The organism is Peribacillus sp. NPDC058002, assembly GCF_042886655.1.
In the GTDB taxonomy this organism is placed as follows: Bacteria; Bacillota; Bacilli; order Bacillales; family DSM-1321; genus Peribacillus; species Peribacillus aracenensis.
Genome location: NZ_JBHVQU010000097.1, coordinates 1 through 15,344 on the forward strand (window position 1 = coordinate 1; position 15,344 = coordinate 15,344).

Annotated in this window: 13 protein-coding genes; 2 read left to right on the plus strand and 11 right to left on the minus strand. The window is 37.0% G+C overall.

Going from position 1 to position 15,344, the window contains the following annotated elements; all coding sequences use genetic code 11:
- Positions 1-587 precede the first annotated feature (587 nt).
- The 6 genes from ACFVSH_RS16230 to ACFVSH_RS16255 form a co-directional block, all read right to left on the minus strand.
- Complete coding sequence (locus ACFVSH_RS16230; RefSeq protein ID WP_387706866.1) at positions 588-1,883, minus strand: hypothetical protein; 1,296 nt, start codon at positions 1,881-1,883, stop codon at positions 588-590.
- Positions 1,884-2,063: 180 nt separating this feature from the next.
- Positions 2,064-3,383, minus strand: a complete 1,320-nt coding sequence (gene argH, locus ACFVSH_RS16235) for an argininosuccinate lyase (protein ID WP_387706868.1) — start codon at positions 3,381-3,383, stop codon at positions 2,064-2,066.
- A 33-nt stretch (positions 3,384-3,416) separates the two neighbouring features.
- Positions 3,417-4,982, minus strand: coding sequence for an APC family permease (locus tag ACFVSH_RS16240; RefSeq protein WP_387706870.1), 1,566 nt, complete (start codon positions 4,980-4,982; stop codon positions 3,417-3,419).
- Between the two features lie 623 nt (positions 4,983-5,605).
- Positions 5,606-6,013: a YbaN family protein gene (locus ACFVSH_RS16245; protein ID WP_387706872.1), complete on the minus strand. Its 408-nt coding sequence runs from the start codon at positions 6,011-6,013 to the stop codon at positions 5,606-5,608.
- Positions 6,014-6,130: 117 nt separating this feature from the next.
- Complete coding sequence (locus ACFVSH_RS16250) at positions 6,131-6,775, minus strand: MBL fold metallo-hydrolase (RefSeq protein WP_387706874.1); 645 nt, start codon at positions 6,773-6,775, stop codon at positions 6,131-6,133.
- Positions 6,776-6,987: 212 nt separating this feature from the next.
- A complete protein-coding gene (locus tag ACFVSH_RS16255; protein WP_387603636.1) occupies positions 6,988-7,533 on the minus strand; it encodes a cupin domain-containing protein in 546 nt (181 codons plus the stop codon).
- A gap of 151 nt (positions 7,534-7,684) precedes the next feature.
- Here ACFVSH_RS16255 and ACFVSH_RS16260 point away from each other — a divergent pair, with 151 nt between their 5' ends.
- A complete protein-coding gene (locus ACFVSH_RS16260; RefSeq protein ID WP_387706876.1) occupies positions 7,685-9,046 on the plus strand; it encodes a D-serine ammonia-lyase in 1,362 nt (453 codons plus the stop codon).
- Between the two features lie 254 nt (positions 9,047-9,300).
- On the opposite strand, the gene map is transcribed toward ACFVSH_RS16260, so the two are convergent.
- From map to azlC, 3 genes are all read right to left on the minus strand, one after another.
- The gene (map, locus tag ACFVSH_RS16265) at positions 9,301-10,041 is read right to left on the minus strand and encodes a type I methionyl aminopeptidase (RefSeq protein WP_387603630.1); all 741 of its coding nucleotides are present in this window, start codon (positions 10,039-10,041) and stop codon (positions 9,301-9,303) included.
- 432 nt (positions 10,042-10,473) lie between these two features.
- Positions 10,474-10,806, minus strand: coding sequence for a branched-chain amino acid transporter permease (locus ACFVSH_RS16270; protein ID WP_192206430.1), 333 nt, complete (start codon positions 10,804-10,806; stop codon positions 10,474-10,476).
- Positions 10,803-11,558, minus strand: a complete 756-nt coding sequence (gene azlC, locus ACFVSH_RS16275) for an azaleucine resistance protein AzlC (RefSeq protein WP_387603627.1) — start codon at positions 11,556-11,558, stop codon at positions 10,803-10,805. Before azlC ends, ACFVSH_RS16270 begins: the two co-directional genes overlap by 4 nt.
- Before the next feature lie 176 nt (positions 11,559-11,734).
- Between azlC and ACFVSH_RS16280 the strand changes: the two genes are divergently transcribed.
- A complete protein-coding gene (locus ACFVSH_RS16280; RefSeq protein ID WP_192206432.1) occupies positions 11,735-13,123 on the plus strand; it encodes an aminotransferase-like domain-containing protein in 1,389 nt (462 codons plus the stop codon).
- Between the two features lie 208 nt (positions 13,124-13,331).
- On the opposite strand, the gene ACFVSH_RS16285 is transcribed toward ACFVSH_RS16280, so the two are convergent.
- Both ACFVSH_RS16285 and ACFVSH_RS16290 read right to left on the minus strand, forming a co-directional pair.
- The gene (locus tag ACFVSH_RS16285; RefSeq protein WP_387603624.1) at positions 13,332-14,018 is read right to left on the minus strand and encodes an MBL fold metallo-hydrolase; all 687 of its coding nucleotides are present in this window, start codon (positions 14,016-14,018) and stop codon (positions 13,332-13,334) included.
- Between the two features lie 199 nt (positions 14,019-14,217).
- Positions 14,218-14,667: an NUDIX hydrolase gene (locus ACFVSH_RS16290; RefSeq protein WP_387706878.1), complete on the minus strand. Its 450-nt coding sequence runs from the start codon at positions 14,665-14,667 to the stop codon at positions 14,218-14,220.
- Positions 14,668-15,344 lie beyond the last annotated feature (677 nt).

Consider the following 15,344-nt stretch of genomic DNA (forward strand, 5'->3'; position numbering starts at 1 on the left):
CAATCAACCTTAAAACGTTTCGTTTTAAAAACAACAATCTTTACGAAAAGAGCCATTATTTAAGATTGGGCAAATGAATGGAAATACCAAACCTCATTGGGTCCATTCATAAAAACACTTACTTATTTATATATCTACCAAGGACGATTTTTTTGACTTAAAATACTGTGCACAATTTATGAATAAATTTCGTGACCTTTGAATTCATATTAATTGAACAATCCTGCCCCTTTAGTTGCATAAGGGTAATTGGTCTGTTCCGGTGTGTAACAAGCAACCGGTTTAATTGGAAAGTTATATTCATATAAAGCTAAGGAACATCCTTTAAGTTTATTTGTTTATACATATATATGCCTAGACAAGCATTAAAAAAAAGGCCCATACGGTTGTCAGGTTCACATAAAAAAATCAGGCACCCTTAATGGATGCCTTTAAATAGCCGAGCTATCTTGTATTTCATTTTCTTTATAGAAATCCTTTGGCAATATAACGGTAAAATCATGCGTTATTTTAAGATCTAGTTTAATGCTGCACTCAGGGATAAAAGCTAAAAAGCTAAAAATCTAAAAACACCCGAAAAATGGGTGCTATTTTAAACGATAAATTTTACTTGGTCTTCCTCGAGAAGAATAAGATTCCTCACCTATGATTTCTGCTAAATCTACTTCACATAAACTTACTACAATACGCCGTGCATTACTTTCATCCCAATAGAGATGCGTTGTTAAATCTTTTATTGTAAAATCGTTCAGTTTCAATCTGTTAACTAAAGCATATAATTTATTATAATTTTTCACACTTATTTTGGCTTTTTTTAGTTTTTCCATAAAATCCTTGTCATCTATCCGGTAAGAAAAACGCAATTCTTCCTCTTCACCCGCAGACTCGATCATTGTTCCGTCCTCTTGTACAATGACGATGCCCTTCTCTGACTTTTCTTTTGAAAGTTGGATCGCACGCTGAGCATTTATTTCTGCTGAGTGAAGTGTTTGACCATATCCAATTCCTACGGTTACAGTAGCATTGGATTCATTTGACAACAGAAAGACAGTATCTTTTAAATCTTTGATTTTGGATTCAATTGTCCCCCGTGTACTAAAGATAAAGTAACGGCCATTTCCCTTCTCGACTAATGATCCCTCCAATTGTTCGCAAAATCTAAGAAGAGTTTCTTTTAATTTTATCTCTAAAAATTGTAGATGGTACGAGCTTTTAGCTTTCTCAAATATTTTCTCAAAATGTTCAATTTCAATAATTTGAACACCAATTTGGGTGTCTCTAAAGTAAAAAGTTCTCGATTTTTCTGCAAGAATTCTTAATGATTGCCGAATTTCCATATCAGTTGTAGATATTCGATAGGTTGGTACTCCTGCTTCTTTTAAATTTAGATATACAGCCTCGAAGCAAGTTATTGCACCTTCCGTTTTTCCGGCTTTCCATAAATCAAGATGGAATGCGATTAATTCTTCCGTGCTTGAATTAATATTGAAGTTTTTTATGTACATTTCTTTTGGAGTAATATCAATTTGTTTTAACGCCTGTTCTAAATGGGTTGTAGTTATTTCATCGATACTTACTTTACTTAAAAATTCCTTTTGAAAATAGCCCATATGCAAAAGGCTTTTATAGATGCCTGATTCAGTATGATGAATATATAATAGGTTTTCCCCTATTCCCACAGTATTTTTTGCGACCATATATGAAATTTGGCCTGAAAAAAACCAGACATCCACATCTTTATTGAATTCCAAAACGATTTTTTCAGTTTCTCTAAAATCTTCATATGGGTAGGCTTTAAATTCCATGATCGACTCATATTCTTTACCTAAATTAATAATGCGCTCAACTGATGAATTAGGACCAACTACCCCAATTTTATACATATTTTTCTCCTTAGTTCAAAACTTAATTTCTTTAATCTTATCTTTAAAATGAAAGAAATTAAAGTTTAATCCTTCTTCTATTGGAAAAACATTTATTATGTTTTAAAAAAATATAAAGAGCTATTAGCATAGATCTTACTTATCTTCTATGCTAATAGCTCTTCAATTGGAAAAACCAGATTATTTTAATAAGTTCACCTTAATGCCTTTATTTAATATATTTTGATAATCAATAAAGTTATATAAGTCCCCTTCGATTAATGGATTTAAGCTCTTCAATTCGTCTAGAGTCAACTCTTCTATTGCTTTATTATGATCTTCACAATAAATGACAATAGAACCAACGATACTGTGGGCATCTCTAAACGCAACCCCTTTGCTAACTAAATAATCAGCGACTTCTGTTGCATTGAGAAAGCCATATTTTACAGCTTTTTTCATATTTTCAGTATTAACCTTCATGGTAGAAATCATATTAGACATGATTTCTAGACAAGACAAAACTGTATCCAATGCATCAAAAAATGGTTCTTTATCTTCCTGCATATCTTTATTATAAGCCAATGGTAACCCTTTCATCGTTGTTAAAAGTGAAGTAAGAGAACCATATACTCTTCCTGTTTTCCCTCTTATAAGCTCTGCTGCATCAGGATTTTTCTTTTGAGGCATAATGCTACTACCTGTAGAATATGCGTCATCAATACTAATAAATTTGAACTCTTGACTGCTCCATAAAATCAGTTCTTCACTTAATCTGCTTAAATGCATCATGATGATCGAAAAACTAGACATTAATTCTAAAAGGAAATCTCTATCACTAACACCATCGAGGAAATTGTTTATAGGTTTTGAAAATCCTAACTCCTCTGCTGTCATTTCCCGGTCTATAACATGAGTCGTCCCTGCCAATGCTCCACACCCCAGTGGACTTTCGTTCAAAATTTCAATTGCATTAAGAACTCTTTTTCGATCCCTATCCAGCATATTAAAGTAGGCCATTAAATGGTGCTTAAGAGTTACTACTTGAGCTCGCTGTAGATGGGTGTATCCGGGCATAATCACATTGTTTGCTTTTGCCTTTTCTTCAAGGTTATTTTGAAGTTCTTCAATATACTCGATCACTTCTAACGCCTTATTTTTAGCGTAAAGCCTGATATCTAAAGCAACTTGATCATTTCGACTTCTTGCTGTATGGAGTTTTTTTGCTGTTTCACCTATTCGTTCAGTTAATGTCGCTTCAATAAAACTATGAATATCTTCATAATCCCCTTCGATCACTAATGTTCCGCTCTCGATATCTTCCAATATAGAAAGAAGTGACTTAATAATACTTTCTCCTTCTTCCTTGGTAAGCAATTCACATTTCACAAGCATATTTACATGTGCAATACTCCCTTTAATATCTTCAGAATAAAGCCTCATATCAACATGAAGAGAACTATTAAAGTCCTCCATTAATTTATTTTCTTCTTTTCTAAAACGTCCGCCCCAAAGCTTCATAACCATTTCTCCTTTTGTAAAATGAAGTTGCATTTAATTGTTATCCATATCCATCAATTCTTGAACATTCCCCTTTTTCCGCATGTACCAGACTCCGTTATAAACAGCGAAATAGTAAAAAACGAATCCTATTATTGCCACGATGTAAGACATAAATGGCTCTGGAATAATACCCTTACCACCAAAATTTCCGATTGATGATATCCCAACGAGCATCAGAATATAAATGACGAGATAGATACCACCAATAATTTCCATCGATTTATATTTATTGATAAAATGAGTAATTAAGTATCCAACAATTCCAATTGCTAATCCCCAAATTGCAAGTTGAACCCTACTCCAATTTGTCCAATAAATAAGTAGAGTGGCAAAAACAAAGGCTAAAGGAGCAATAAAATTCATGCCTGGGATACCGTTGTCTTTTGTCAAACCAACCTTACGAAACACCATTACTGTGACACATGCTGAGGCGTATTTAAAAATACCAATTGCTCCAACGATTGCTACAATTGCGGTCCAACTCTTTAAAGGGAACAAGAAAAGTAACCCAATGAGGAAGTTGAGAGTGAGTGCACGTGTTGGGACTCCAAATCTTTTATTAATAGTTCCGAAATAAGAAGGGAGGAATCCACTTTTCGCCATTCCAAAAACATGTCTTGAAGTTCCAGCCGTATAAGCAAGCGCCGATCCAGTTGGGGAAATCATTGCGTCCGCTGTAATGGTCCAAGACAGCCAAACCATATTCGCCATAAGTGCTAAATTCGCAAATGGAGAGTCAAATTTAATTCCGCTCCAACCATTAGCTAGCATTTCGGGCGGTACGGCCCCTATAAAAACGATTTGAAGTAAAACATATAAAATTGCTGAGACTGACAGAGATGTAATAAGAGCAAGCGGAATATTCCTTCTTGGGTTTACTACCTCGCCACTCATCATTACCACATTCCCGAATCCTGTATAGGCAAAAAATATACCACTAGTTAAGATTGCGCTTAATCCTGCGCCATATCCATTAGGGGCAAACCCATGACTTGTATAATTCTCTTCATGAAACCCTGTCATAAAAAAAGCAATGATGGTTAGGACAGGTACTATGAATTTAATCGTTGTAATAATGGTATTCGTGACAGCAAATAATTTCACTCCGAAATAGTTCACCACAACAAAGAACACCATTAAAACAGTCGATGCTAGAATTCCTGTTGTCGTTAGTTGCTCCTTAGATATATCATATAGGCCTGGCCAGAACTCATTAGCGTATTGAATAACTCCCGATGATTCAACGGGTGCAGTGGCACAGTAGCCAAGCCAAATCGAATAACTAGTCACTGTAGCAAGCAATTTTCCATGGGAATAAAGGGGATAACGACCTAAACCACCTGTTTCTGGCCTTACCCTTGCTAATTCAGCATAAACAAGAGCTATTAGAGTAATGACGAATGCAGCAATAATCCAAGACATAATAGCAGCTGGCCCAGCCATTTTTGCCGTATTCCATGGTCCAAAAAGCCAACTTGATCCAATAATTCCTCCAAGAGATAATGCAGTAAGTGACCAAAAGCCCATTTTCTTCTTCAAATATCGTTCTTGATTCATGAAATTCCCTCTCTCTTAATGGGGTATATTATTATTTGCAAACATGGATAGCTTAGTACTGTACCTAGAATAATTAACTCCTTTCAAATTTTTAAGGCAATACATCGGGAAGCTAACTTTACCTAATGGATGGAACAAAATCCAATCTAACAACTAGGACTTAGCTTAGCCAAAAAGGATTAGCTCAATTGCATATTTATTTTAAGGTTAAAAAAACGTAATTACCTTAAATTGATTTTATTTGAATCGTTTGCATTTTGCAATATTATTTTTTGAAAATTCACAACAAAACACTAAAGGATTTTTGTCACTGAGCAAATCATGATTCACCGCTTCATGCGGGCCCATTTGCATAAGAAAACAATGCATCCCAAACGAAAAAGTGCTTATGTTTTTTACAAACGAGCCCAAAAATTTCAATCTGGAGGAGTTATGGAATTTTAACTTGATGGTTATGTTGCAATACTCCATTAAGGGTACTTTTTTACATTCAAAAGGCCGCCAATTGGCGGCCTTCTTATCCAGAATACATTGATTTTTTTACTCCCTGCCCCGTTAATTCCATAGGAAAAGAGCTGCCGAAGCAACTCCCTTATTGAAGTAAGGACCATTTATTTGAAGGTTCAAAAAGCTCTTTGTTTTGTATTGTTCGGGTCGATTGTCTTAATTTTTTTAATGAAATAATAATGTTTGTAGAGGGCGAGTGCTATCAATAAGATTTTCACTAACAGGATGTCCACATAAAATACAGAAATTACGATGAAGAAATCGGCAATTACATTGATTCTGATTTTCTCTTTTCGAGTCATACCTTTTTTTTGCAGGAATGCTTCAACGTATTTTTTATATAATGAAGTGCTTTTGAACCAGTTTTCAATCTTCTTGGAACTTTTAGCAAAGCAAAAAGCAGCGAATAAGTAAAATGGACCGCCCGGCAGAACTGGTAACACAGTCCCTGCAATACCTATCAAAAGAGATATGGACCCAAGAAGAAAAAATAGGAAACTCTTTATTTTTTTAATTGTAATCACCTTTTTATTTATATTCTATCCCCTTATAACATAAAGAGGAAGTCTAATTGATTCAACGTCATTGATTAGTATCTTCCCTTTTTCTTTTCGAACTAACCTGCCCTCTTATCCATCCATTCATTCATACAGCATGGTTACGACACCAGCATATTCTGACAAATTTTCTTTGGAAATATCCAATGTCTCAGCTTCGGTTGTTCGCTGTCCGGAAATCTGAAGAAACTTATCTACCTTTGAAAACATCAGGCCAACGACTGACAATGCCTTTGTTCTATAGTGCATGGGAATTGTAATGGTAGATTTCAATTGACGCATCACTTGAGCAGCTTCTATTGCACTAATCGTGAATGTACCTCCTACAGGAATGATGAGAATGTCCACTTTTCCAATTTCATTTATTTGTTCTTCTGATAATATATGCCCTAAATCTCCACAGTGACAGATAGTTAGCCCGTCCATTTTGAAACGATATAAAATATTGGGGCCTCTCTTCTCGCCATTTACCTTGTCGTGAAATGTCTTAAATCCACTAATCCTTACATCTTCGCGGATGTATTCCTTCGGCTCATTAACAAGCAAGTATTCACCTGTTGCAGCTTCAATCTTATTGTGATCGAAATGATTATGTGTAACGGCAACTATATCTGGTTCAACACTCGGCATACGATAACGAATGAAACGATGATATGGATCAATAAGAATTTTGGTTCCACTGTCGGATGTTAGTAAAAAGGCAGAATGTCCAAACCATTTTATTTTCATGCTAAAATTCTCCTCACTATGCAATTGATTCAAAAGTATTAAAATCAAGCAACTTTTAAGGAAGCCCGGACCTACAGTTCAATATTTATCCATTTATTATAATTCCATTATTCATGAAATAGTCCTTCTTAACCTGATCTGCCCCTTTAGTTCCATAAGAAAAGCGATCCTCATCAAAGAATCGCGCCCAATCGTGAAAGAAAAATTTTCTATTAAAACGCAGGGGGAGTAACTGAAAATAATACAGCTGCATTCTGACTAAAATTGTTTTCCCATTTATGTTTGAAATTTGCTGGTATTTTCACACTATCACCAGCTTCCAATATATATTCTTCTTCACCTAAGTACAGCTTGATTTTCCCTTCCAAAATATAGGCCACTTCCTCTCCCCTATGTTCTATAGGGCTTTCTGACGAGGAGATATTTGGAGGAACTTTCATAATCGCTGTTGCTAGATTACCCGTAAAATCAGGTGACAATAACTCATAAGACAAATGATCAATGATCATTTTCTTACGTTTACTGGACCTAACGATTAAATCCTCTGTAATCGTTTCTTCAAGAAAAAAACTAAATGTTGGAACATTCAAGGTTTTAGCTAAGACCTTTAGGGTTTGAATGGAAGGATTCGCCAGCCCCCGTTCAATCTGGCTTAACATTGAAGGTGTAATTTCAGCTAATTTCGCTAACTCTCTGCTACTCAATCCTTTAGCTTTTCTATATTTTTCAACTTTCTTGCCAATATCTATATTTTCCATAACTGAATCTCCTTAACGACATATTAAATCACACTTAAATAAAATTAATATAAATTAACATCGAGGTGATTGTGTGTTAAACTGTATTAAATTTTATTCAATTATAGTTTACAACGTGACCTGTTACAAGAAAATGAGGAGGATCAAACAAATGAAAGAGATTGAAAGCAAAGAATTACAATCATGGAAAGACAAATATCCTTTATTAAAGAAGCTCATATCGATGGATGAAGTATTTTGGCTCAACCCAAATGTCGAAAAATTTCAAACAGGAATTAAAAAATCCCCCCTTACTCAAGAAGATGTAAGAGATGCAGAGGAAAGGTTGAAACGTTTTGCTCCATATATCGCCAAGGTTTTCCCTGAGACAAAAGGAACGAACGGAATCATAGAATCTCCTTTAGTGAGAATTCCTGCCATGAAGCAGTCTTTGGAACAGGATTATCAACAACCTATATTAGGAGAATTATTACTAAAATGTGATAGTCACCTTCCTATATCAGGATCCATTAAAGCAAGAGGCGGGATCTATGAAATTCTCAAACATGCGGAAGAATTAGCCTTCCAACATCAATTGTTAACACTGGAAGATGATTATTCGATTTTGGATAGTGATAGGTTCCGAACCCTTTTCTCAAAGTATTCAATCGCAGTAGGCTCGACTGGAAATTTAGGACTTAGTATTGGCATCATCAGTGCAAAGTTAGGTTTTAATGTTTCCGTTCATATGTCAGCTGATGCAAAGCAGTGGAAAAAAGATTTGCTTAGAAGCAAAAATGTCAATGTCATTGAATATGAAGCTGATTATAGTAAAGCTGTAGAGGAAGGCCGTATCCAAGCGGATAGTGACCCAACATGTTATTTTGTGGATGATGAAAATTCCCACGACCTATTTTTAGGATATGCAGTGGCTGCATCCCGTTTGCAAAAGCAATTGGAAGAGTTAGAGATAATTGTAGATGAAAATCATCCTTTGTTTGTTTACCTTCCATGCGGAGTGGGCGGTGGTCCTGGAGGCGTAGCTTTTGGTTTGAAATTATTGTATCAAGACCATATTCATTGTTTCTTTGCAGAACCTACCCACTCGCCATGCATGCTACTCGGTTTAATGACTGGACTACATGATAAAGTTTCAGTACAAGATGTTGGCATCGATAATGTGACAGACGCGGATGGACTTGCTGTTGGAAAGCCATCCGGGTTTGTCGGTAAAACGATGGAACCCTTTTTAAGCGGCGATTATACGGTCAGTGATGAACAGTTGTATAAGTTGCTAAAAGAACTGGTCGATACAGAGGGGATCCATTTAGAACCTTCCGCACTAGCAGGCATGATAGGACCAAGTAAATTATGTAAAGAGGGCATCGATTATTTACAGAAGCATCATTTAACGGAAAAGATGAGCAATGGTACACATATTATTTGGGGGACTGGCGGAAGCATGGTTCCTGAAGAAATGATGAAGCAATATTATCAAAAAGGGTTGAAAGCAGCGTTAGGGAAACAGAAGTAATGTACGTGGCCATCAAACAAAAAAGACTGTAGGCAAAAGGATTCTATCTAACTGTTAAAACAAAGTTGATTGGAACGGAAGGTTCGGGACTCCTGCGGGAAAAGCGCGTGCCCTATGTTCCAATCAACGTTCGAATTTTCAAAAACTGTACTGTAGACCGCAGGAATGCTAGCTTGCCCCTTTAACTCCATAAGAAAAAGAGTTGCTAAAGCAACTCCCTTATTCAAGTGTTGGTTCACCGATCGAAAATTGAATTAAAGTGTGACAATGATCGGACCATTTTTAGTAAGGATAATCGTATGTTCCAATTGAGCTACATAGCTTTTTTCCGTAGCATAGGTCCAACCGTCTTCTTTTTGGAATACTTCTTCTTCAAAGGTTGAGATAAATGGTTCGAATGCGATAACCATCCCTTCCTTTAATAGTTCATTATCCCATGGATCATTATAATTACAAATATGGTCAGGCGCTTCGTGTATTCCACGTCCAACACCATGTCCTGTAAGGTTTTTGATAACGGTGAATCCATGCTGTCTCGCTGTTTCGAATACCGCTTTTCCGATTCTGCTTTTTTTGGCACCGGGTTTCGCTTTCTTAAGACCTGCTTCAAATGCCTTTTTGGCAACGTCGCATAATTTCGTTAATACTTCTTCTCCTTCCCCTACTACAAATGAGATTCCTGTATCTGCGAAATAACCGTTTTTTGAAGCAGATACATCTATATTCACTAGATCGCCTTCATGGATAACCCGATGACCTGGAATACCATGTGCCACTTCTTCATTAGTACTAATGCAAGTATAGCCAGGAAAATCATATTCACCTTTCGGAGCTGAAACTGCACCCGCTTTTTCCAAAAGTTCTCCGGCTACATCATCTAGTTCCTTGGTCGTAATCCCTGGAATTGTTCTTCGTACCAATTCATCTCTAATCGAGGCAACAATTTTGCCAATTTCCTTCAAACCGTTAAAATCTTCTTCTGTTTTAGCAATCATTTATTCCTACCTCATTATCTTTTATAGTCTAAAATCCATAAGCTAAATAAGTATTAATTGTACCTTTATTTTCCCGAAAAACAAAAGCGATGTAAATGATTCGCTACAATACCTTTTTTTGCAAGGTTACCATTAGTTTACCATAACTAATTCCAAGACGTTCTATTATTGAAAATTCCTTTACTAAAGCCCAATTGTTGAACAAAGGTCAAACAGTCCCCTTTAGCTCCATAAAAAAAAGCTGTCTTGAGGACAGCTCTGAACAATAACTATTGCAATAAAATAATGATCCTTACGGTATGACACTGCCTCCATCGTCTATTCGATAAAATCCTGTCATTTCCGTTGCACGAACACCATCTTGTCTCCGGGTTTAGCTGATTCAATAAACGGGAGTGTTGTGACGGTGTTTGATGTGCTGATTATTATCATTTAAAAAACCAATTGAACCAACATCATGTAGACAATCGTTCCCCCCGCTATGGAAAGGAGCATCATTTTCTTCCAAATGTGAAGCAGGGCAACTACCGCTATCGCCATAAATTCAGGGAGGCCATGACTTCCGGATTGTAAGCTCACATCCTTTAAACAATAAATGACCAAAAGCCCAATTACCGCGGATGGCAGTATTTTACCGAGATACTGTACATACTTCGGGGTGGGTTTACCCGATGGAAAAACGATGAATGGAAGAAACCTTGTAAGCATCGTGCCTAGAACAACCATTGCTATTGTAATGATTTGCTGTGTTAAATCCATTGTCATACGGCCTTGACCTCAACTTTCTCTAATGGCTTTCTAAGTAGGGTGAGTACCCCCAAAATTGAAAACATGGCAGGGATGATGAAATTGCTTCCGCCAAAAATAATAAGACAGACCGCTGACAGTCCAAGCCCTGCGAGAGCACTATGATGGTTTTTCTCTTTCATCCACTGTTCAATGAAAATGACTACAAAGAGGGCCGTCATAACAAAATCGAGTCCTTCTGTGTTGAACTTGACAAGGGATCCAAAAATGCCGCCAATCGTCGCTCCCATCACCCAGTAGGAATGATTGAGCAGTGTCACGAAGAACATGAACAAGCCCTTGTCTACATCCTTCGGAACATCAACGGTACAATTGATGGAAAAAGACTCATCGCAAAGCCCAAAAATCAGATACAGCTTTTTCTTCCCGGTCCCCCTGTACTTATCCAGCATGGAAATGCCATAAAACAAATGCCGTGCATTCACCATTAATGTTAGGAAAAGGGCGTTAATCGGATTGAATGCGACAAGCAATAAATTGGCTGCAACAAACTCCATTGATCCTGCAAATATTGTCAGACTCATCAATATCGGGTAAATCGCACTGAAACCTAATGAATTCATAAAGATCCCATAAGCGATGCCTAAAAATAAAAAGCCTGCAAAAATGGGCATTGTGTACGGAAAAGCTGCACGAAATGCAGGTAGCATTTGAGTTCTTTTTTTCATATAAATCACATCCTGATGGCTAAATTTATTTAAACGTAACATACAAAATCCGTACAAAAAACAAGTTAATTGTATGGATTACAATTAAAATAAAATACCCCCATTTCATTAAAATGGGGGTATTGATAGATATCCTTATATATCTCATCCCGTTTCATGATTAGAATTCCATACAAAAAATGATATGATTGTATGGAATAAGATCGTAGAGGTGAAGCATGCCAGTAAATTCATTTGACAATTATCCAATGTCCTGGAAACCTGATAAGAAAGCATTAAAGCGTCCTTTTTATAAATCCCTTGCATCATTACTTGAACAAGATATAACAAATGGTTTTTTAGCACCTGGAACGAAGTTGCCTCCGCAACGAGAATTGGCAGATTTTCTTGATTTAAACTTCACCACGATTACCCGTTCCTACAAAATATGCGAGGTAAAGGGATTAATATATGCGGTTACGGGAAGCGGAACCTTTGTGGCTCCCAATGCCACTCGTTCCATAACCATTTCCGTGGATAAAACGGCAAACAGCATTGATCTTGGTTTCGTGGCTTCTTTTGAGCAAACCAATGATATTGTATCAGAAACTATTCAAAAAACCGTGAACAAAAGTTATTTGGAGCAGCTGCTGAATTACAACGACCCGACTGGTATTCCACATCAAAAAACAGCAGCCCTAAACTGGATGGAATCTTTCGGCATTCACGCGGATCAAGAGCATATGGCCATCGTTTCCGGTGCCCAAAATGCATTGGCAGTTGCCTTGGCTGCCTTGTTTGAGCCAGGCAATAGAATTGCAACCGACTTATACACCTATTCGAACTTCATCGAGTTGGCAAAGATGTTCCATATTAAGTTGGTTCCCATTCCCGGTGACCAGTTTGGCATGCTGCCAGACGAACTTGAAAAGCAGTGTTGTCAAATAAATATTAACGGCATTTTTCTGATGCCCTCTTGCAACAATCCAACCACAATCATGATGTCGGATATTCGAAAGCAAGAAATAGCGGCGGTCATTCGCAAGCATCGTTTAATTTTGATTGAGGATGATATCCATGCATTTCTGACGGCAGGGATTATCCCCGATTACCGGCAGCCGATGTACCACTTGCTTCCAGAACAGTGCGTTTATATTTGCGGCACCTCTAAGTCAATATGTTCTGGGCTAAGGGTTGCCTATATGGTCTATGGGGATGCTTTGCGCGATAAAATTTCCCAGGCCATTTTCAACATAAATGTAAAGACCTCATCCTTTGATGCAGAGGTTATCACAGAGCTTATCCTATCAGGAAAGGCTCATGAAATTGTTTCTCAAAAGAAACAGCTTGCCAAGACTGCAAATGATATTTATTCAGAATATTTTCCTTTAAGAAAGGATGTTGGACATCCTCTCAGTCTATATCGCTGGCTTCCCATTCAAGGACATAACGATGCGTTACAGCTGGAAACAGATCTGAAAAAGCGCGGCATTCGAGTTTTTCATTCCAATCGTTTCCAAAGCGGGCAGACCACACCTGATATGCATTTGCGTATTGCACTATCTTCTACCAACTCATTTGATGAGTTAAGAATAGGATTAGACATATTAAAACAGTATCTCAACTGAAAAAAATCGGAAAATCGAGTTTTTTTAAAAAGGCTCATTTCGTAAAGATTGTTGTTTTTAAAACGAAACGATTTAAGGTTGATTGGAGCGGAAGTGCGAGACTCCTGCGGGAGCAGCGGGACAGGTGAGACCCCACAGCCGTTCACGCCTAGGAGGCTCACCGCCCGCGGAAAACTAGTGCCTGAAGTGGAAATCAAATTTTTTAACCCTATAAAGTGAATGTCCCACCATGATAACAATAGTAACTTTCAGCTTTAAGATCTTTAATCTTACTTAAAGACTGTTCTGCTTCCTCGACATTTAAACAGAATTGTCGATTGGCGATGCCCAATTCATGATTCTCTTTAACAGCTGCATCACCTGATATTACGCTTTTTATACTTGGAAAATATAATGAAATATGCCCTGAAGTATGCCCTGGTGTTGCTACTACCCTGCATACGTTATCTAAAATCAAATCTCCATCATGTACCTTTTCATCAATTGAAACATGCTTCAATTTCTTTAATTGTTGTATAAACCATTTACCGAATTCGATTTCTTGATTTGGCATATTTTCCAGCATTCCTTCGGCTTGGACCAATCTCTCTGACTTCATTTCACCACTAATAAATTTCGATTCAACTTCACTGGCTATAATGTTAATAGAAGGATACTTTTCCTTGAAATCAAATAAGGAACCTATATGATCAATATCATAATGAGTAATGATTATATTCTTTAAATTCTTCATTTCATAACCATTTTTTATAATTTCATATTCAATTAAAGGTAAAAAATCAGGATAACCTGTATCGACCAAGGTCAGTTCATTCTTCCATATAATCAAACTAGGATTAATGTAATTTTTTTGCCCATTAAATTCAAATTCAATTGGCAGTTCTATTATCTTCATTTTTCCTCCTCCAGCCTCCCGTTTGTGATAACCGAATATTCTTTCTATTCTTCAACTACTCATTTTAACAGAATCTACCTTTCCCTGTCCGCAACGACCTAGTTATTGAAGAAAAGCAACTGTCAGTTCAAAAAGAACCCCTGTAACATATTTAAAGGGATACTAGTTAGGCAGTATCCCTTTTTAAGTAAGGCTGGTTTCATGAAATATATGTCTGGCCATTTTTGTAAGTGAATGCATGGATTCCTTCTTTTTTCAATAAAACCGGCAAATACTGCGCTACCATCTCGGCAATTCCGAGATTAAGCGGATGAAGTATCCAATCAATGGATTTCCAATCAAGAATGCCTTCCCGCGTTTTTTTCGGTGTTTCATATAGTAAATCTGTATCCGCAATATACAAATATACATATATTCCATCCAATTCACCTTCTGGAGTTTCCCAGGTTACGGTTCCTTTAGAAAAAAAGGTCCCTACGTCTATGCCCGTTTCCTCATATACCTCACGCAGTGCACCTATATCAGGTGTTTCACTTTTCTCGATTTTGCCCCCCACCCCGTTCCAAACACCCATAATAGGAGCTTTCTCCCGGTTAAGCATGAGCAGTTCATTATTCTTCTTTACAAAACAGACCGTATACTTAAACATTATTCAAAGTGACCCCTTTATCGTTAATTAATGCACTTCATGGCTAGGCTGGTTAATAAGAGTGAAGCTAAAAAATACTTAACCCCTTTTTATAGGAAAGATCTTTACCTAAAAACATTGGCTTTTTTCACTTCTGCTGCCTCCAAAGTATTAACACACTCTCAAATTTTAACAATGAATATGGAATCCGTAAACGCTCTCCGCTAATGTATGAATGCACTCCCCATTAGTTCCAATACTTCTATTTTTAGCGCATTTATTCGTGAATTTGAGCGATATTACCTGAATTCACGCTATTTACTCGTGAGTTTGCGCTGTTTTCGTGAATTCACGCTGTTTACTCGTGAATTCGCATTTTACTCGTGAGTTTACGCTGTTTACTCGTGAATTTACGCATTTTACTCGTGAGTTTGCGCTGTTTACTCGTGAATTTACGCATTTTACTCGTGAGTTTGCATTTTACTCGTGAGTTTACGCTGTTTACTCGTGAGTTTGCGCTGTTTACTCGTGAATTTACGCATTTTACTCGTGAATTTACGCATTTTACTCGTGAATTCAAGCTGTTTACTCGTGAGTTTGCGCTATTTTCGTGAATTCACGCTGTTTACTCGTGAATTCGCACTGTTTACTCGTGAATTTACGCATTTTACTCGTGAGTTTGCATTTTACTCGTGAGT